This is a genomic window from Shewanella sp. ENK2 (assembly GCF_043568515.1).
Classification (GTDB): Bacteria; Pseudomonadota; Gammaproteobacteria; order Enterobacterales; family Shewanellaceae; genus Shewanella; species Shewanella japonica.
On record NZ_CP171406.1, the window covers coordinates 1,217,058 to 1,236,759 of the forward strand.

Annotated in this window: 19 protein-coding genes and 4 pseudogenes; 4 read left to right on the top strand and 19 right to left on the bottom strand. The window is 41.8% G+C overall.

Annotated elements, in window-relative coordinates; genetic code table 11:
• Window positions 1-78: 78 nt before the first annotated feature.
• The 4 genes from rplI to rpsF are packed head-to-tail and all read right to left on the bottom strand — an operon-like array spanning window position 79 to window position 1,515.
• The gene (rplI, locus tag ACGEDC_RS05445; protein WP_055023453.1) at window positions 79-531 is read right to left on the bottom strand and encodes a 50S ribosomal protein L9; all 453 of its coding nucleotides are present in this window, start codon (window positions 529-531) and stop codon (window positions 79-81) included.
• Between the two features lie 29 nt (window positions 532-560).
• The gene (rpsR, locus tag ACGEDC_RS05450; RefSeq protein ID WP_055023454.1) at window positions 561-788 is read right to left on the bottom strand and encodes a 30S ribosomal protein S18; all 228 of its coding nucleotides are present in this window, start codon (window positions 786-788) and stop codon (window positions 561-563) included.
• A gap of 12 nt (window positions 789-800) precedes the next feature.
• Complete coding sequence (priB, locus tag ACGEDC_RS05455) at window positions 801-1,103, bottom strand: primosomal replication protein N (protein WP_055023455.1); 303 nt, start codon at window positions 1,101-1,103, stop codon at window positions 801-803.
• 7 nt (window positions 1,104-1,110) lie between these two features.
• Window positions 1,111-1,515, bottom strand: coding sequence for a 30S ribosomal protein S6 (rpsF, locus tag ACGEDC_RS05460; protein ID WP_055023456.1), 405 nt, complete (start codon window positions 1,513-1,515; stop codon window positions 1,111-1,113).
• Window positions 1,516-1,909: 394 nt separating this feature from the next.
• Between rpsF and ACGEDC_RS05465 the strand changes: the two genes are divergently transcribed.
• Window positions 1,910-2,653 carry a DUF481 domain-containing protein gene (locus tag ACGEDC_RS05465; protein ID WP_394496959.1) on the top strand — a complete coding sequence of 248 codons (744 nt, stop codon included), beginning with the start codon at window positions 1,910-1,912 and terminating at the stop codon, window positions 2,651-2,653.
• 74 nt (window positions 2,654-2,727) lie between these two features.
• Here ACGEDC_RS05465 and rlmB read toward each other — a convergent pair whose 3' ends face one another.
• From rlmB to zapE, 8 genes and pseudogenes are all read right to left on the bottom strand, one after another.
• The gene (gene rlmB, locus ACGEDC_RS05470; RefSeq protein WP_055023458.1) at window positions 2,728-3,468 is read right to left on the bottom strand and encodes a 23S rRNA (guanosine(2251)-2'-O)-methyltransferase RlmB; all 741 of its coding nucleotides are present in this window, start codon (window positions 3,466-3,468) and stop codon (window positions 2,728-2,730) included.
• A gap of 4 nt (window positions 3,469-3,472) precedes the next feature.
• On the bottom strand, window positions 3,473-5,917 hold the full coding sequence (gene rnr, locus ACGEDC_RS05475) for a ribonuclease R (protein ID WP_192021600.1): 2,445 nt from the start codon (window positions 5,915-5,917) through the stop codon (window positions 3,473-3,475).
• Between the two features lie 42 nt (window positions 5,918-5,959).
• Window positions 5,960-6,607, bottom strand: a complete 648-nt coding sequence (locus ACGEDC_RS05480; RefSeq protein ID WP_197495541.1) for a tetratricopeptide repeat protein — start codon at window positions 6,605-6,607, stop codon at window positions 5,960-5,962.
• A gap of 204 nt (window positions 6,608-6,811) precedes the next feature.
• Window positions 6,812-8,107: an adenylosuccinate synthase gene (locus ACGEDC_RS05485; RefSeq protein WP_394496962.1), complete on the bottom strand. Its 1,296-nt coding sequence runs from the start codon at window positions 8,105-8,107 to the stop codon at window positions 6,812-6,814.
• Between the two features lie 67 nt (window positions 8,108-8,174).
• A complete protein-coding gene (locus ACGEDC_RS05490; protein ID WP_055023462.1) occupies window positions 8,175-8,363 on the bottom strand; it encodes a DUF2065 domain-containing protein in 189 nt (62 codons plus the stop codon).
• 157 nt (window positions 8,364-8,520) lie between these two features.
• Window positions 8,521-8,913: a 30S ribosomal protein S9 gene (gene rpsI / locus ACGEDC_RS05495; RefSeq protein WP_055023463.1), complete on the bottom strand. Its 393-nt coding sequence runs from the start codon at window positions 8,911-8,913 to the stop codon at window positions 8,521-8,523.
• A 15-nt stretch (window positions 8,914-8,928) separates the two neighbouring features.
• Entirely contained in the window at window positions 8,929-9,360 is a 432-nt protein-coding gene (gene rplM, locus ACGEDC_RS05500; RefSeq protein WP_055023464.1) for a 50S ribosomal protein L13, read from the bottom strand.
• A gap of 300 nt (window positions 9,361-9,660) precedes the next feature.
• Window positions 9,661-10,772, bottom strand: a pseudogene (gene zapE, locus ACGEDC_RS05505) (cell division protein ZapE).
• Between the two features lie 236 nt (window positions 10,773-11,008).
• Between zapE and ACGEDC_RS05510 the strand changes: the two are divergent.
• A pseudogene (locus tag ACGEDC_RS05510) lies at window positions 11,009-12,360 on the top strand (DegQ family serine endoprotease).
• Between the two features lie 235 nt (window positions 12,361-12,595).
• On the top strand, window positions 12,596-13,672 hold the full coding sequence (gene degS / locus ACGEDC_RS05515; protein WP_055023467.1) for an outer membrane-stress sensor serine endopeptidase DegS: 1,077 nt from the start codon (window positions 12,596-12,598) through the stop codon (window positions 13,670-13,672).
• A 96-nt stretch (window positions 13,673-13,768) separates the two neighbouring features.
• Here degS and murA read toward each other — a convergent pair whose 3' ends face one another.
• The 7 genes and pseudogenes from murA to ACGEDC_RS05550 all read right to left on the bottom strand — a co-directional run bounded on the left by murA (window position 13,769) and on the right by ACGEDC_RS05550 (window position 18,365).
• Window positions 13,769-15,031 (bottom strand): UDP-N-acetylglucosamine 1-carboxyvinyltransferase, encoded by a 1,263-nt coding sequence (gene murA, locus ACGEDC_RS05520; RefSeq protein WP_055023468.1) that lies wholly within the window; start codon window positions 15,029-15,031, stop codon window positions 13,769-13,771.
• A 13-nt stretch (window positions 15,032-15,044) separates the two neighbouring features.
• Window positions 15,045-15,296, bottom strand: coding sequence for a BolA family protein (locus tag ACGEDC_RS05525; RefSeq protein ID WP_055023469.1), 252 nt, complete (start codon window positions 15,294-15,296; stop codon window positions 15,045-15,047).
• Window positions 15,297-15,321: 25 nt separating this feature from the next.
• On the bottom strand, window positions 15,322-15,618 hold the full coding sequence (locus tag ACGEDC_RS05530; protein WP_119967917.1) for an STAS domain-containing protein: 297 nt from the start codon (window positions 15,616-15,618) through the stop codon (window positions 15,322-15,324).
• Complete coding sequence (locus tag ACGEDC_RS05535; RefSeq protein WP_394496970.1) at window positions 15,615-16,274, bottom strand: MlaC/ttg2D family ABC transporter substrate-binding protein; 660 nt, start codon at window positions 16,272-16,274, stop codon at window positions 15,615-15,617. Before ACGEDC_RS05535 ends, ACGEDC_RS05530 begins: the two co-directional genes overlap by 4 nt.
• Window positions 16,275-16,286: 12 nt before the next feature.
• Window positions 16,287-16,757, bottom strand: a complete 471-nt coding sequence (mlaD, locus tag ACGEDC_RS05540) for an outer membrane lipid asymmetry maintenance protein MlaD (RefSeq protein ID WP_065109384.1) — start codon at window positions 16,755-16,757, stop codon at window positions 16,287-16,289.
• A gap of 39 nt (window positions 16,758-16,796) precedes the next feature.
• Complete coding sequence (gene mlaE, locus ACGEDC_RS05545) at window positions 16,797-17,582, bottom strand: lipid asymmetry maintenance ABC transporter permease subunit MlaE (RefSeq protein WP_394496974.1); 786 nt, start codon at window positions 17,580-17,582, stop codon at window positions 16,797-16,799.
• Window positions 17,569-18,365: pseudogene (locus ACGEDC_RS05550) on the bottom strand (ATP-binding cassette domain-containing protein). The gene mlaE and the pseudogene ACGEDC_RS05550 overlap by 14 nt, the downstream one beginning before the upstream one ends.
• Window positions 18,366-18,590: 225 nt before the next feature.
• Here ACGEDC_RS05550 and ACGEDC_RS05555 point away from each other — a divergent pair.
• Window positions 18,591-19,534 (top strand): annotated as a pseudogene (locus tag ACGEDC_RS05555) (calcium/sodium antiporter).
• Window positions 19,535-19,702: the final 168 nt, after the last annotated feature.

Here is a 19,702-nt window from a genome sequence, read left to right on the forward strand (position 1 = left end):
CCCCTCGTGCTTTTTTATGCTTTTTTGACATAAAAAAACACCGCCAATTGGCGGTGTTTTCTTTAAAGCAAATTGTTATTAGTCTTCTGAAACAACAGAAACTTTAACAACAGCTTTAACTTCAGTGTGAAGTTGAACTTCAACTTCGAAGTCACCTAAAGTGCGTAAAGCACCTAAAGGTAGACGTACTTCAGCTTTAGCAAGCTCAACACCAGCAGCAGTTACTGCATCAGCGATGTCACGAGTACCAACTGAACCGAATAGTTTACCTTCGTCACCAGCTTTAGAAGCGATAACAACAGCTTCTAATGCAGCAAGCTTTTCAGCGCGCGCAGCACAAACACCTAATTCAGCAGCTAATTTAGCTTCTAATTCAGCGCGACGTGCTTCGAAAACTTTAACGTTTTCGTCGTTTGCGATCACAGCTTTGCCTTGTGGCAAAAGGAAGTTACGTGCGTAACCAGCTTTAACTGAAACTTGGTCACCTAGGTTTCCAAGGTTAGCGATTTTATCAAGCAGAATAACGTTCATTATCTAATTCCTCTGATTTAATACTGCGATTACTGATGTAAATCAGTGTATGGCAGTAGAGAAAGATAACGAGCACGCTTAATCGCGCGAGCTAGTTGGCGTTGATATTTAGCACTAGTACCAGTGATACGGCTAGGAACAATCTTACCGCTTTCTGTTACGTAGTTTTTTAAAGTAACGATATCTTTGTAATCAATTTCTGCAACACCTTCAGAGGTGAAACGACAGAACTTGCGACGACGGAAATAACGTGCCATGTTGACAGTCTCCTAAGTTTTCAATTCGACATTTTCGGCATGCATAACCAATTTATTTTGGCCATTTCGTCCTTGCTGCATAGAGATAAACCCTTCAACTTGGACCTGCACGCCTGCTTTTAATTCTTCTGTAACGCTATTAAAGCGTTGGCCACTTAATATGACTTGGATGAGACAATAAACGTTACGTAACATTTGGTCTTCATACCGCTGTGTTTTGTGCTCTAACGTGATGACCTTATGAGGTATCCCGCTTGGACTTTCAAAACGCTTAGAACGAGTTATCGTTCCGGCCAATACTAAGTGATTAATCACAGACTAATTATTCAGCAGATTCTTCAGCGCTTGCTTCTACTTCTTTTTCAGCAGCTGGTGCAGCAGTAGGAGCACGACGTGAATCACGCTCATCTTTTGCTTTAGCCATTGGAGAAGCTTCAGTAACAGCAGTTTTAGTGCGCATTACCATGTTACGCAGAACAGCGTCATTGAAACGGAAAGCTGTTTCTAACTCTTCGATAGACTCTGCAGTTGCTTCTACGTTCATAAGAACATAGTGAGCTTTATGTAGGTCTTGAATTGGGTAAGCCAATTGACGACGACCCCAATCTTCTAGACGGCTGATAGTACCGTTAGCATCAGTGATTACACTGCTGTAACGCTCGATCATACCTGGGACTTGTTCACTTTGATCTGGGTGAACCATAAATACGATTTCATAATGACGCATTTATTGCTCCTTACGGTTAATTAGCCTCACGTGTGGCTCAGTCAGACCAAGTTGGAGGCAAGGAACGAAATTAAATGACTGATTTGAGCGCGACATAGTACAGAAACACAACAGCAAACTCAAGTAATATTTCTAGTGGTTCAAGCTAGATTTGTGATTCACTTCGTTTAGGGGAAACCCTGCTGTTATCAATGTTCAATAGTTATCTTCCCTTCCTTGTAAACACCTCGGTTTTTTACTTTGCAATCAGATTGATAACTAAGCACTGCCCCATATTATAAAACCTTAAGGGAAATTGGCATGTCTGAGCGCTTTGCAGCTAACTCGATTACAGGTATTATGTCGCTTCATCCGTATTTCAGGCGTTCACAATCATAATTCATAGAAAAGCGTAATGAAAAAAGTCGTCATGTTAACTTCCACCCTGCTCGCCTCAACGCCAGTCTGGGCATTAGTACCGCCAGATTACAAAGAGCCACCAAGCGACTTTAATGCTGAAATTGAAGCTGGAATGCAATTAAATACCGGTAACAATAAATCGCAGAATTTTAATGGCCGTACTTACTTAAATTACGACACAGAAAAAGCTAGGCAAGAGTTGACTTTCAAAGTCTATTACGCAGCTGATGATGAGTCGACGACAGCTGAAAAGTACGACGTTTATGCCCAATCAAGTTATAAATTAGACAGTGGTTATATTTTTGGACGGGGTGAATTCACCTGGGACGATTTTGGTAGTTATACCAAACTAATGACCATTTCATCTGGTTACGGTTTTGATATTATCTCCAACTATCAAACAAAGCTCAGTTTAGAGGTGGGTCCAGGTTTTCGTTATGATTTACCTAAAGCCACAGATTCAGACTTAAACCCTGATGCTAACCAAGATATTATTTTACGTACCGCAGCCAAGTATTCAGTGAAGCTGCAAGAGTACACCAGCTTAAATGCAGACTTAACCTCTGAAGTCGGTGAAGATAACAATACCCTGACGCTAGACTTGAGCTACAAAAATACTTTCTTGCAGGATTGGGCATTCAAAATTGGTGTGAACGTCAGATACACAGCAGTGGTTCCAGAAGACAGTGTCAAAACCGATACGATTACCACGTTCAATCTTCTCTATACTTTCCAGTAAATCCATTTACGATTTTTATCGCATAAAAAACGGGCATTAAGCCCGTTTTCGTCGTATCGCATTTTCAGTTCATTTTATGCTTTGCGTTGACGCACTGCTTCAAATAAACAAATACCGGTTGCTACTGATACATTCAAGCTTGAAACACTTCCAGCCATTGGAATCGAGACTATCGAATCACAACTTTCACGAGTTAAACGACGTAGTCCTTTATCTTCTGCGCCCATTGCAATCGCTAATGACCCTTTTAAGTCTGCTTGATACAGTTCGCAATCCGCTTCACCTGCCGCACCAATAATCCAAACACCTTTCTGCTGAATATGACGCATGGTACGAGCAAGGTTAGTCACTTGAAATAATGGGATGGTTTCAGCAGCACCACAAGCAACCTTACTCACGGTTGCAGTTAACCCAACTGAATTATCTTTCGGCACAATAATGCCCTGTACGCCTGCGGCATCCGCATTACGAAGACAAGCACCTAAATTATGTGGATCCGTTACGCCATCTAATATTAATAAAAAGGCTTGATCAGTTTTTTCAAGTAATACGTCTAAATCATTTTCAGTTAAGATTTTTGCAGGCTTAACCCGTGCAACAATTCCTTGATGTTGACTACTGGCAGATTTGTCATCAAGTACTTTGCGACTTGAACGTTGCACCGACACACCAAACTGTGTCGCCGAATTAATTAACGGCAATACACGTTCATCTTCACGGCCTTGTAAAGCCCATAGCTCAATAATGCGCTCAGGTGCGTTGCGTAGCAAAGCTTCAACTGCATGGATGCCAAAAATGATATCTTGTTTTTTCATTTACTTATTTTCTCTTACGCTTTGCTTTTGATGGTTTCTTTGCAGCGGTGGCGGAAGTGCCTTTAGCTGGTTTACTCGTACTTTTTCGTTTTGCCGCAGTATTAGAACGTGTTTTTTTGCTACTAGAACCACGCTTCTTTTTGCCTTTTTCGGTCGTCGCTTCGCTGTCACGACTCGATTTACCCGCTCCGACTTTAGCCCCTTCAAGGTTTGCACGCTCACGAGCAGTTAATGGCTTGCGGTTAGCTTTTTTACGACTCTTTCCATGATCGCCAAGCATAATCAAATCAATTTGTCGGTCATCTAGATTAACCGCAGCAACTTTAACACTCACTTCATCACCGACTTGATATACATTCTTGGTGTTTTCACCAATCAAACGCTGACGCATAGGATCAAACTGATAGTAATCACTCACTAAACTTGAAATATGAACTAAGCCATCAATATAAAGATCCTTTAATCGGACAAATAAGCCAAAACTCGTGACAGAGGCAATAACAGCCTCAAAGTCATCACCAACATGATCTTGCATGTATTCGCACTTAAGCCAATCGCTGACATCACGTGTCGCTTCATCAGCACGGCGTTCAGTGGTTGAACACTCTTCACCTAACTTATCTAGCTCATCAAGATCGTAATGGTAGCCACCTTCAGGGGTCCATTTGTCCTTAACATTGCCCTCTTGGGCTGCTAATAAATAGCGGATCACGCGGTGCAAGACTAAATCAGGATATCGACGAATAGGCGATGTAAAATGCGAATACTCGGTTAATGCTAGACCAAAGTGACCATCGTCATCCGGGCTATATACTGCTTGACGCATAGAGCGCAGCAACATAATTTGAATTAACTCTGCATCTGGCCTATCAGCAATTTTCAGCATCACATCTTGATAATCTGATGGTGTAGGCTCATCACCACCATTCATCGACAGGCCACGTTCAGCTAAAAACTCTTTGAAATTGGCTAATTTAGTCTCTGATGGCGCTTCATGAACTCGATATAACACTTCACCTTTATGCTTTTTAACAAATTTAGCAGAAGCTACGTTAGCAAGGATCATGCACTCTTCAATAATCTTGTGCGCTTGGTTTCGACTTCTCGGCACAATAGCTTCGATTTTACGTTGCTCATTAAAGATAAACTGTGTCTCAACCGTTTCGAATGCTATCGCACCACGCTCAGCTCGACGTTCATTCAATGTTAAATACAGTGATTGTAAACATTGAAGATGTGGGAATAAGCTTTCGTGCTCAGGCGCAATCTCACCACCTTCAAGCATGGCAGCAACTTGGGTATAAGTGAACCGAGCATGAGAATGCATGACCGCAGGATAAAACTTGTAACCCGATAGTTTACCAGCAGCAGAAATCGTCATTTCCGCAACCATACATAAACGGTCAACATGCGGGTTTAGCGAACATAAGCCGTTCGAAATTTTCTCAGGCAACATTGGAATAACTTGCGATGGGAAATACACAGAGTTACCACGCGCTCTCGCTTCTTCATCTAATGCTGAATCAGTGCGCACATAGTGGCTCACATCCGCAATCGCTACCCATAAACGCCAGCCACCACTTGGTTTTGTTTCTGCATACACTGCATCATCAAAATCTCGAGCATCTTCACCATCAATAGTCACTAACGGTAAATGGCGTAAATCAACACGGCCTTTTTTATCAGACTCAGGGACTTCATCAGGAATACGTTTGAGTTTTTTCTCAATAACTGACGACCATTTATGCGGTAAATCGTAATTGCGCAGTGCAATTTCAATTTCCATACCCGGCGCCATGGTCTTACCCAAAACTTCCGTCACTTTCGCAGCAGCTTTTACAAAGCGGCCAGGTCGACGAGTGAGCTCAACCACGACAACGTCACCCGCACGAGCGCCGTTGGCATCTTCTTTTGCTATTAATATTTCTTGAGTAATACGTCTATCATCGGCAATGACAAATGCCATACCTGCATCAACGTGATAGCGACCAACTAAGGGCGCAGTCCGTTCTTGTACTAATCTGACGATGCGTGCTTCACGACGACCACGTCTGTCTGAACCTGCTTTTTGTGCCAGTACTTTGTCACCGTGGAAATACATTTGCATGTCACGATTATTGATAAATAAATCGTCACCGCCTTCATCAGATTTAAAAAATCCAAAGCCATCACGGTGACCAATAATGGTGCCCGAAATTAAATCCATTCTTTCAGGTAATCCGTAGCTATGCCCACGGGTATAAACAAGTTGTCCGTCTCGCTCCATTGCACGTAAACGTCTTCTTAACGCTTCAAGATGATCTTCATCGACCATGTTAAGTGCTTTAGCAATGTGCTCACGGGTCACTGGGGATTTCTGTGCGCGTAAATACTCTAAGATGTATTCACGGCTAGGGATTGGGTTTTCGTACTTGTCTTGCTCTCTCTCAAAATGAGGATCGTTGATCATTCAATTTCCAAATAATTTACTCCACCTTTGGAGTATTCGCGTTTAATGCAGCTGTGGCTGCTGAGCTCGCTCTACTATACTGGCGGGCATCTTAGCGGCTAAATTCTGCAATAATGAAGTCGCTTGTTTTTGCGTTGCTTCATCATTAAATACGCTGTTATATAACCAATGGTAACCTAACTTATAGTCTACAGGGCTACCATAACCTTCGCTAAATAAGCGAACTAACATAAGTCGTGCTGGAACATCACCATTGGCAGCTGCAGGCATCACATACTGCACAGCACGATTCTTATCTTTAACTACCATTTTGCCGTGATAGTAATATTCGGCCAGTTTTAGCATCGCCTCTGCGCTACCTTGCTCTGCAGCAATTTGTAATTGTTTCATACCACGAGAAGCATGCTTAGGTACGCACACACCATGGTTAAGCATTTCGCCCCATAAAAACTGATACATGGGCTGCTTTAAAATTTCAGCTCTTGCTTCAATATCTTGCACTAACTGACAATCATCGGTTTGCACTTGCTCTAAATATCGATCAGTACGAATTAATGTCAATAACTGTTCATCACTATAGATATCTACTGAAGCAAGTTCAGCAACAGCAAGATAAGGAATAAAACAGAAGATGACCAAACTTAATCGCAGCATAACAATTCTCAATGACACTATAGTTACTCTATGCATCGGCATTATAGCTCAATTCTTGAGTATTAACTGCACAAACTAAGGTTATTAGCGGATAAAAATGATAAAGAAAATCAATATTAGATTGGAAAAGTAACGAAGATAACTGGAGGATGACAGCGATATTTCGATTATAAATTTCAGTTAGGCTAATCAGGTTAACAACACAATAAAAAGGCCGCTAATTTAGCGGCCTTCAATGTGTTAGTTAAATGGATTAACTAATACGATTGTTTCATTTCTATCAGGACCCGTTGAAATAACATCAACAGGTGCTTCTAGCAACTCTTCAATGCGCTTGATGTAATTAAGTGCTGCTTGTGGCAGTTGCTCAATTGACGTCGCACCGAAAGTTGTTTCAGTCCAGCCAGGCATAGTTTCAAAAACAGGTGTCACCTGCTCGTAACCTTCGGCTGCTAGTGGAGTAACAGTTTCAACAGTACCATCTGGGTACTTGTAACCAACACAAATCTTAACTTCTTCTAGGCCATCTAGAACATCAAGCTTTGTTAGGCAGAAGCCGCTTACACTGTTGATTTGAACTGCACGGCGCATTGCCACTGCATCCAACCAACCTGGACGACGTTTACGACCAGTGGTAGCACCAAACTCTTGGCCTTTATGACCTAAGTAGTCACCAATCTCATTCTCAAGTTCAGTTGGGAATGGACCAGCACCTACGCGAGTGGTGTAAGCTTTCATGATACCTAAAACATAATCTAAGTGACGAGGACCAAAACCAGAACCAGTAGCTACGCCACCTGCTGTAGTATTTGATGAAGTCACATATGGGTATGTACCATGGTCGATATCAAGTAATGTCCCTTGAGCACCTTCAAACAAGATTGGCTCACCCGCCTTACGGGCAGTATCAAGTAATTCAGTAACATCAGTACACATGCTCTTAAGATAATCAGCAATCGCTAATGCATCTTCAAGCGTTTTTTGATAATCAACTGCTTCACAATCATAGTATTCTGTCAGCATAAAGTTGTGATATTTCATCACTTCTTTTAGCTTTTCAGCGAAAAGTTCAGCATTGAACAAATCACCGACGCGAAGACCACGACGAGAAATTTTATCTTCATAAGCTGGACCAATACCACGACCCGTTGTACCGATAGCTTGATTGCCGCGCGCTTTTTCACGAGCTACATCAAGAGCACAATGGAAAGGTAGAATTAGTGGACATGCTTCTGAAATAAGAAGACGCTCTTCGACAGGAACACCACGCTCTTTAAGCATGTTGATCTCTTTCATCAAAGCATCGGGAGCGAGCACTACACCATTACCGATAATGCATTTCACATTGTCGCGTAAGATCCCTGATGGAATCAAATGAAGTACTGTTTTATCGCCGTCGATAACAAGAGTATGACCAGCATTGTGGCCGCCTTGGTAACGAACTACATATTTTGCCTGTTCTGTTAGAAGGTCGACAATCTTACCTTTTCCTTCGTCACCCCATTGAGTGCCGAGTACTACTACGTTTTTGCCCATCGTCTGCTGCAAGGTTGCGGTATAAAGGCGAATTTTAACAGATTTTTGGGGGTATATTGCAAGTATTTTATGCGAAAATTATTAATAGTACGACGCCAGCAGAGACTAAAGATCCACCTAACCTCCTGAGAACATTCTTATTTTGCAGTGAAATCTCGGCTAAATATTTTTTCCACTGTTCAGGAAATAATAGTGGCCCTACGCCCTCTATAACTAAAACCGTGCCAATTACTAACATTAGCATTTGATAATCCATTATTCACTCCATCATTTTTGTTGCGCCAATAACATCAAGACCACTAAAACACAAAATCAGTAACACACTTATCATTTCGCATCGTCAGGCTAAATACTAAAAAATAGGCAATAAAAAACCCAGCATATAGCTGGGCTTTTTGAATTCCAAAAACGAATTAACGTTTTGAGAATTGTGGCTTACGACGTGCTTTACGTAGACCAACTTTCTTACGCTCAACTTTACGAGCATCACGGGTAACGAAACCAGCGCCGCGTAAAGAAGGACGTAGAGCTTCGTCTAACTGAAGCAATGCACGAGTAATACCGTGACGAATTGCACCTGCTTGGCCAGTGATACCACCGCCCTTAACAGTTACATAGATGTCAAGTTTGTCAGTCATTTCAACAAGCTCTAGAGGTTGACGAACAACCATACGAGCAGTTTCACGACCAAAATATACATCTAGTGGACGTTGGTTAACAACGATTTGACCACTACCTGCTTTAGCGAATACGCGAGCAGTTGATGTTTTACGACGGCCAGTGCCGTAGTACTGAGTTGCAGACATTAGCTTACTCCCGTATTAGATATCAAGAACTTGAGGTTGTTGTGCAGCATGGTTATGTTCAGTGCCAGCGTAAACTTTAAGCTTACGGAACATAGCACGGCCCAATGGACCTTTTGGTAACATACCCTTAACTGCTTTCTCGATAATCATTTCAGGCTTATGATCTTGCAGCTTTTCAAAAGTAATCTGCTTAATACCACCGATGAAACCTGAATGTGAGTAGTAAACTTTGCCTTTAGCTTTGTTACCAGTCACAGCAACTTTTTCAGCGTTAATAACGATGATGTAGTCGCCAGTATCAACATGAGGAGTATACTCTGGCTTATGCTTACCGCGTAAACGAGTAGCAATTTCAGTAGCGATACGACCTAAAGTTTTACCTTCAGCATCAACGACGAACCAGTCACGAGTGACTGTTTCTGGTGTAGCAGTAAATGTAGTCTTCATTTTACAAAAACCCAATGTTTAAAATTCTGTCTCAATATTGACTGCTCATGCAATCAACACAATGACCATTTCAAAGCCCCTTCGAGCTGAAATTGGTTTAAATCGTCCACCCAAATTCGGTGGAGTAACGAGGGCAGGTGGCGGATTATAGACAAACCTGAGTTAAAAATCACCTAATTTTTTAACTTTTATAAAAAAATCACCGCGATGGGTGATTTCTTGATTGATGTACATTATATATGCGATTTTTTAAGCGAAATTACGCATCAATAGACGGCTTAATATATAAACGAGCCACTATTAAGGTAGATGCTCTAAAGTCAGGTAATCATGAGATTGCATTTCGATTAAACGCGAACGACAACGCCTGAACTCAAAAGCCAATAAACCGTCTGTATAAATAGCTTCCAGCGCCACTTCTGCAGAGATAATCAGCTTAACATTCCGCTCATAAAACTCATCCACCATCGCCAGAAAACGTCTGGCAATATCATCACCTGTTGTAGACGAGCCCATCTGCTCTAAACCACTTAATAAAACCGTGTGATAGAGTCTGGCCACTTCCATATAATCACGTTGCGATCTTGGCCCATCACACAAGTCTCTAAAATTAGCTAATAGCACGCCTTGAGATTGCTGACGAATATCAATAAAACGCCCTTCTATCTCGATAGCGTCTGTGAGCACCTCTGATTCAGGGGCAAGCTGACCAAAATAAGTCAGTAAGTTTGTATCAGCTTGTTCATCTAATGGGAAATGATATATCTCAGCTTGCTCGAGTGTACGTAAACGGTAATCGATACCTGAATCCACGTTTAAAATTTCACAATGCTGATTAATTAATGCAATCGCAGGTAAAAAGCGCGCACGTTGAAGGCCGTTTTTGTATAAATCATCAGGAATAATGTTAGATGTTGCCACTAAAGCAACGCCTTCTTTAAACAAGTATTGAAACAAGGTTCCCAATAACATCGCATCAGTAATGTCAGAAACAAAAAACTCATCAAAACAAATAATCTTATATTGTTGAGCCATTTTCTTCGCAATGCTGATTAATGGATCTTGCCCCCTTCCAGTTCACCTAAATCATGATGTAACTGATGCATAAACCGATGAAAATGAGCACGCAGTTTTTTATCTGTCGGTAAAGCATCAAAGAAGGTATCCATGAGGTAGGTTTTACCACGGCCTACACCGCCCCAAAGGTATAACCCCTGCACTGAAGGTGCAGATTTTTTAATACCAATAGCGCTCAATAGTTTAGTCATGCCAGAGGTTTGAGTATCAGCAGCTATAAGCTCTTCATACACTCTTTGTAATGACTTAACAGCTTGCTCTTGTGCTAAGTCATGAGAAAAACCTTCACGGGTTAAATCTTGTTGATAATGCTGCCATGGGCTTAACTGAGACACGAATACGACTCTCTATACTGCTGAAAATTCTCAGCAATCATAGCATGCAGCCTCAATTGAGGTAACGCTTAGAACAACAAAAAATTAACCTTTGTTAATAAAGCCTGAACTTATTGGATTTTGCACCACTCCGAGGTTATATATTCAATACGTGTTAACGGGAATCATTTATTACGCATAAGCGAAAAGCCATTTTCGTGTAAGACACAGATTTCATTTTCAAGGAGTTACAATCAATGAAGCCAAAATTAACTTTACTTTCTGCAGCGTTATTAACTGCCTCTTTATCGTTAATGCCAGCTATATCACAGGCAGCGATGCCTCATGCAGTTGATGGTCAAACATTGCCAAGCCTAGCGCCAATGTTAGAACAAGCAACCCCTGCTGTGGTTTCAGTTGCGGTTAGTGGTACTCAAACTTCAAAACAGCAAATTCCTGATGTGTTTAAATATTTCTTTGGCCCCAACGCACCTCAAGAACAAATACGTGAACGACCATTTAGAGGTCTAGGTTCTGGTGTCATTATTGATGCCAAAGAAGGTTACATTGTGACTAATAACCATGTAATTAATGGCGCAGATGAAATTAAAATCGGTTTACATGATGGCCGCGAAATTGATGCTAAATTAATAGGCTCAGATCCCGAGTCTGATATCGCCTTATTACAAATTAAAGCCAAAAACCTGACAGCGATTAAACAAACCAATTCAGATGACATTCGTGTTGGCGACTTTGCTATTGCAATTGGTAATCCGTTTGGCTTAGGTCAAACGGTCACATCCGGTATTGTCAGTGCATTGGGTCGCAGCGGGCTTGGCATCGAAATGCTTGAAAACTTTATCCAAACCGATGCTGCTATTAATAGTGGTAACTCTGGTGGTGCACTCGTCAACCTGAACGGTGAACTGATTGGTATTAACACGGCCATTGTCGCTCCAGGTGGCGGTAACGTCGGTATTGGTTTCGCTATTCCTGCCAATATGGTCAATAACCTCATTAATCAAATTATCGAGCATGGTGAAGTCAAGCGTGGGGTGCTAGGTGTAACAGGCCGAGATTTAGATAATGAACTCGCTAAAGCATTTGGTCTTGAAACCCAACATGGTGGCTTTATTAGTGAAGTGATGCCAGATAGTGCAGCCGATGATGCAGGCATTGAAGCTGGCGATATTATCGTCAGCGTAAACGGGAAAAAATCAAAAACTTCCAAGAACTTCGAGCCAAAGTGGCCACTATGGGCGCTGGTGCTAAAGTTAACATCGGCATCATCCGAGACGGGGATAAAGAAACCGTTAACGTAATATTAGGAGAATCAACAAGCAGTACCGGCTCAGCTGCTGATGCTTTACATCCTATGCTTGAAGGGGCTGAACTTACTAATAGTAATAAAGGTATTGAAATAACCGATATTGCACAGGGGTCGCCGGCCGCTCGTAACGGCCTAGAAAAAGGCGATCTGATAGTGGGCTTAAACCGCAGCAAGGTGAAAAACTTAAACTCACTTAAAGAAGAGCTGAAAAACCAACAAGGCGCAGTGGCACTAAAAATATTACGTGATAATAAGCTAATGTACCTTGTATTAAGATAGCCTGAGTAACAGCGAGCTTTATAAAGGTATATCAAACTTTAATAACAAGGCATTAAGGTAATAACCGCTATGATATTAGCCTAGCAATGGTGTCGTTTGACATGTGTATACCTACATTAACGCTGCACTAAAAACTGAGTTTTATAGTGCTAATTAAGCATCGTGGCCTAGTCACGATGCTTAATTTTTTAAGCGTGGTAATATCCTTGATTAATTTAACTAATTTAGTTGGCCAATGAATCTTAAAGACAACATCTTATACTTAACAAAAGCCGTGGTTTTTGGCCTCGTCATGGCTGCTGTGTTTTTAGTAGTGACTCGTTTTACTGATAACAACAGCTTTAACAATGGCTTGTCTGTTACTCATCAAAATAACGAATTGTCTTTTGCGAGCGCGGTTCGCCGAGCAGCCCCTGCCGTTGTCAATATTTATAGCCTCAGTTTAGATCAAAATAGCCCACTGAATTCCAGTTCACTTCAAGGTCTCGGCTCAGGCGTTATCATGAGTAAAGAAGGTTATATTTTAACCAATTACCATGTTATTAAAAAAGCTGATGAGATCGTCATAGCCTTACAAGATGGGCGAAAATTTACCTCAGAAGTCGTGGGCTCAGATCAAATCACTGATATCGCCGTGCTTAAAATCGAAGGGGATAACCTGCCAATCGTTCCGATTAATCTTAATAACCCAGCCCAAGTGGGTGATGTTGTGCTTGCCATTGGTAATCCTTACAACTTAGGACAAACCATTACTCAAGGTATTATTAGTGCCACAGGTCGAAATGGACTCAGTTCAGGTTATTTAGACTTTTTACAAACAGATGCTGCGATTAATGCCGGTAACTCAGGTGGGGCATTAATTGACACAGGTGGGGAATTAATTGGTATTAATACTGCCGCATTTCAGATTGGCGCTGAAGGCGGTGGACACGGAATTAACTTTGCTATTCCTATCAAGCTTGCCCATAGCATTATGGGTAAACTGATTAAAAATGGCCGTGTGATCCGCGGTGCTTTAGGGATCTCTGGCGAGCCCCTCAGCCAAGTGATGGCGCAAATTTTAAACCTACCCGATCTTAAAGGTGTACTAGTAACAGGGGTTGATCCTAATGGCCCTGCAGCTAAAGCGACTTTAAAACCACGCGACGTCATTATTCAATACGCAGAAGAAAGCGTTCCTGGTGTTGAAATGCTCATGGATAGAATCGCGGAAACACCACCAGGCAATAAGGTTAACATTACCATTATCCGTGAAGGCAAGCCGATTGAACTGCCTGTGATTATTGGCGAAAAGTTACCAGAAAATAGCTAATAAAAAGACACTTAATTCAATTAAATAAAAAACCGCTCAATGAGCGGTTTTTTATTGGTATAGTCTTTAGCTTATTAAAAGCCTAATCACGTCAGTCTATTCAGACACACGTACGACTTCGCCGCCTAGCCCTTTGAACTTTTCTTCAATATGTTCATAACCACGGTCAAGGTGGTAAATACGATCAACTGTAGTAATCCCATCAGCCATTAAACCTGCAATCACTAAGCTGGCAGATGCACGTAAATCAGTCGCCATCACTTGAGCACCATTCATGCGCTCAATACCTTTAATGATACAAGTATTACCTTCAAGTTCCATTTCTGCGCCCATACGGCTCAGTTCAGGTACATGCATAAAACGATTTTCAAAAATCGTTTCAGTCACATGACTCGTTCCTTCAGCTAAAGCATTTAACACACAAAACTGAGCTTGCATATCGGTTGGGAATGCAGGATAAGGAGCCGTTTTTATATTAACGGCCTTTGGACGTTTGCCTTTCATATCCAGCTCAATCCAATCTTCACCTGTAGTGATTTCTGCCCCCGCATCTTCTAACTTAGCAAGTACAGCTTCAAGCGAAGATGGATCGGCACTGACACAACGCACGCTACCACGAGTCACTGCAGCAGCAACAAGGAATGAACCTGTCTCAATTCGATCAGGCATGACACGGTGCTCACACCCTGAAAGACGCTCAACACCTTCAATTTTTAATGTCGCAGTACCGACACCCGAAATTTTAGCTCCCATCGCTATCAAACAATGCGCTAAATCATTAATTTCAGGCTCTCGCGCAGCATTTTCAATAATGGTTTCACCATCAGCTAATGCTGCAGCCATCAATAAGTTTTCGGTTGCCCCAACGCTCACCATATCCATAAAGATATGCGCACCTTTTAAGCGACCATCGACACGAGCTTTAATGTAGCCTTCTTTTACTTCAATCTTAGCGCCCATTTGCTCTAAGCCTTGTAAATGAAGGTTCACTGGACGAGCACCAATAGCACAGCCGCCAGGCAGTGACACATCTGCAGTACCAAAACGTGCCAGCAACGGCCCTAAAATTAGGATCGAAGCGCGCATGGTTTTGACTAAATCGTAAGGTGCACAAAACTCATTAAGCTTTGCAGCTGAGATGCAGTATTTACTGTTACCTAAATCTGTGACTTCTGCGCCCAAGCATCGTAGTAATTTAAACGTGGTATTTACATCGCGTAAACTTGGTACGTTAGAGACGATAAAGTCAGTTTCAGCAAGCACGCCAGCAAATAGAATCGGCAATGCCGCATTTTTAGCACCAGAAATAGTGACATCTCCAGAAAGTGGCTTACTGGCTTTAATTGTTAATTTATCCACACTGACTCTCTAATTACATATTAAATAATTTTTCACGCTTCCACTGTGTCGGCGTAAATGTTTTGATGGTCAGCGCATGTAATTCACCACTAGCAATATGGTCATTTAATGGTGCATAAATCGTTTGCTGCTGCTTTACTTTGCTCATGCCATCAAAACATTCGCCAACGGCAACAACTTTATAATGACTTCCATCTGAAGTGACATGCACTTCATCAATCGTTAGTGCTTCTGTTAAAATCTGCTCGATTACTTTGCAATCCATGAAATTGGTTACCTTAAATTCAATGCTAGTTTTCTAGAAAAAAGGATTCTAAATCATATAACTCAATGAGTCTTTTTAGATGTTTACTCGGATGTGCCAATCTCCTTGGCTGAGTGGTGTTTTTACTGCTTTTACCTAAACTAACCAGCTCAAGTAAAAAAGCGACGCCTGCGCTGTCGGCATACTCTAAAGCAGACAAGTCTAACACCTGAGTCGAATCAGTAAACAACTCTTGTCGTTTTGGCCATAAATCGATGACCTCTATTTGCCTTAATTTCCCTTTAATTTCACAAATGTCACCTTGCTGTAAAAACTCAATCACGCAGCATTTTCCTTATCCTGTTTGTAATTGATTTCTTGCTGGGTCTTCTCTTTAAGCATCTCAATCACTGAATCAACCCCTTTTTGGCGAATAAGGTTGGTGATTTCTGACTGTTTAGATGCCAGCAAACTGACCCCTTCAGCGACTAAATCGAATGCTTTCCAACTGTCATCTTTTAGGCGTCTAGCCTTAAACATCACCTTAATTGGCGGACGACCGTCTTCAATGATTTGCACATTTACATCAACAAACTTTTCATTTTCGAATTCACTAGCTGGAGAAAATTGCACTTTTTGTCCAGTATATTCGGTGAACGCTTGCGCATAAGTCGCAACCAGATACCCTTCAAATGCATCAACAAAACGCTCTCGTTGCTCTGGTGTGGTGTCGCGTAAATACTGCCCCATGACTTTATAAGCTGCATACTTATAATCCACATAAGGCATTAACTCTTCGCGCACAATGACTTTCAAATGACTCAAATCAGCATCAATGAGTGCCTTATCAGCATCAAAACGCTCAAAGGTTTTACTGGATACTTGCTGGACTAATTTAAAAGGGTCATGGGTGTCGATCACTTCGCTAGCCTGTACTGGCAAAATGATGACCGCGAATAAGACACAAACACGCCATAAACGTATGAAAAATTGGCTCATGATACTCTCCTATTAATCCTTCGAAGAAACGCTATACAGAAGTTGCCCAATTAAATCTTCTAATATTAATGCTGAACGAGTGTCATGGACTCTATCGCCATCCGCTAGCATCTCTATATCATCATCCATAAAACCTGGGGTTAAGCCTAAGAATTGTTCCCCAAGTAAACCCGAGGTTAAAATCGATAAGCTACTGGTTTCAGGGAATTGATCATATTGCTTGTCCATCGTTAACGTTACCACGGGCACAAGTTTTTTAGTGTCTAAGGTTATATTTGTCACGCGGCCAACGACAACTCCGCCTACTTTAACTGGCGAGCGTACTTTTAACCCGCCAATATTGTTGAACTCTGCCTTTAAAGTATAGGTAGCTTGATTGGGTTTTAGTTCTACGTTGGCAACATTGAATACCAAAATACAAAATGCCAGCAACCCAGCGAGCAAAAATACGCCTACGAATAATTCTACTTTCCTTGTCAACATACGCTTCAACCACTTAATTTATGAACGTTAAAAATATGACTACTGACCAAACATGATTGCAGTCAGCAAGAAATCTAATGCGAGTACGACCAAACTTGCTTGCACCACGGTCGAGGTAGTGGCTTTGCTTATCCCTTCAGGGTTTGGCGTGACTTCATACCCGCGATATAAAGAAATCCATGTCACAACCACACCGAAGAAGGTACTTTTAATCAAGCAATTTACAATATCCTGACGCCACTCAACCGACGCTTGAAGAATTGACCAAAAAGACCCGCTATCAATGCCTTTCCATTCTACCCCCACTAAATGACCACCCAATATTCCAACAAGGCAAAACATCATGGTTAATAATGGCACTGAAATCACTCCAGCCCAAAAGCGAGGTGCGACAACTTGCTTCAACGGATCGACGGCCATCATTTCAAGACTAGACAATTGCTCAGTAGATTTCATTAATCCAATTTCAGCTGTCAATGCTGAACCCGCTCGACCAGCAAATAAAAGAGCTGTGACCACTGGGCCAAGTTCACGCAATAAACTCAAGGCAACCATAGGCCCTAGGCTTTCAACAGTACCAAAATCAGCAAGTACGGTATAACCTTGAAGCGCTAACACCATACCAATGAATAGACCTGATACGACGATAATCACCATTGAGCGCACACCAAGCACATAAATTTGCTTGAGCAGTAAAGGAAGCCCTTTTTGCAATCTAGGTAAATGGGCAATTGCCCCCCACAGCATAAGACCAGCCCGCCCTAAACCAGCGATAAAATCTAATGCGTAGCGACCGATGTTTTCAATGCGGTTAATCACTCCCATTGAGCATCTCCTGTTGGTAATCTTCGGCAGGAAAATGAAATGGCACAGGGCCGTCAGGATTACCTTTGATAAATTGCTCAATTTGACGATTATCAGAAGCACGTAATTCTTCAGGAGTTCCTGAAGCAATGACTTTTTCTCCGCGATGACGTAAACATAATCGGCAATACTCAGCACGGCGTCCACATCATGAGAGACCACCACTGAAGTTAAATTTAAGGTATCTGATAATTCGCTTATCAATTTCACCAGCATACCCATGGAAATAGGATCTTGGCCTGCAAATGGTTCATCATACAAAATCATTTCAGGTTCTAGTGCAATTGCCCGCGCCAACGCTGCCCTTCTCTGCATTCCACCAGACAGTTCATTAGGGTGCATCAGTGCTGCGCCTCGAAGCCCAACCGCTTGTAGCTTCATTAACACAATTTTACGAATAAGCTCTTCAGGTAAGCCTGAATGCTCTCGCAGGGCAAATGCGACGTTATCGAATACATTCATATCGGTAAATAACGCACCACTTTGAAAAAGCATGCTCATTCTTTTACGTAATTCGAATAATTGCGGACGTGTTAATTGATGAACATTTTCACCACTAAAAAGTACCTCACCACTGTTAGGCGTTAATTGGCCACCAATCAATTTGAGTAAGGTTGTTTTTCCGATGCCACTCGGGCCCATAATCGCTGTCACCTTCCCTTTGGGAATGCTCAAGCAAATATCATCAAAAATAACACGTGATCCACGATTGAACCCCATGTGGCGAACTTCGACCAATGGCATTGCTGAATCTAATAATTTGGAATCGGATATTGAAGAAATAATAGCCTTCCTGGCGCATGTGGTGTAGAGCTGAATTGTACGAAATTGTGTAAGAACCTACAACAAATCAATCACCATGAGTTACAATCCACAACAATTATCGCATCAGCTCATATTTTTGTTAAAATCCTGCACAAATATCGCTATTAACACACGTTTTGGAACCACATGCTTTTTAATATTTTAATGCTAATCGCTGGATTAGGCGTATTAGTTTGGAGCGCAGATCGCTTCGTATATGGCGCAGCCGCTTTCGCTAGAAACCTTGGCCTACCTCCAATGCTGATTGGATTAACCATTGTGGCCATGGGAAGTTCTGCTCCTGAAATGTTTGTGGCTGCAACAGCGTCGATGGAAGGGATGAGTAATACTGCCGTTGGAAATGTCCTAGGTTCAAATGTTGCTAACATCACCTTAATTCTTGGTATTACAGCACTTTTAGGTGCTATATCAGTTAGCTCACAAACCCTTAAACGTGAAATTCCGTTAATGTTAGCGGCAACTGTGTTAGCCGGATACCTCATTCATGACGGTATGCTAACCCGATTTGAAGGCACAGTGCTTTTGGTCGCTTTCTTCTCGTTAATGGGTTATTTCATCTGGCAAGCACTGAGAAATAAGCAAATAGATCCACTATCTGACGAATCTGATGCAGAGATCCCTAAAAATGTACCTACATTACATGCTATTATCTGGATTATTGTTGGCATGGTTTTGCTACCGCTTTCTGCTGACTGGATGGTAACCGGCGCTGTAGGCATTGCAAAGACATTTGGGTTATCAGATTTAGTCATTGGTTTAACCATTATTGCAGTGGGAACAAGCTTGCCTGAATTAGCAGCATGCGTAGCTGGCGTATTAAAAAAGAAGATGATCTCGCAATTGGTAACATTGTGGGTTCGAATCTATTTAATATCCTAGCGGTACTTGCTATACCAGGATTGATTGCCCCTGGGGAAATAGATGCCAATGCTGCTGGCCGTGATTTTTACATGACACTTGGTACCAGTGCAGCCCTTGCTGTGCTCGTATTATCAAGTGGAGCGAAGAAACAATTAACTCGCTGGCATGGCGCCATATTATTAGTCGTCTTTATTGCGTACCAGATTGTCTTATTTCAATCTCAATAACGGGGCATAAAGATGGGTCACTCACCATTGTTAAAGACTCATTAGCATTGGAAAAAAACGAGAAACATATGATAAATCAAACACAGTTGCGTCAATGGGGTCGTCAAGTCATTGATATTGAAAAAACAGCGTTAGATAACTTATATCAGTACGTTGATTCAGATGCCT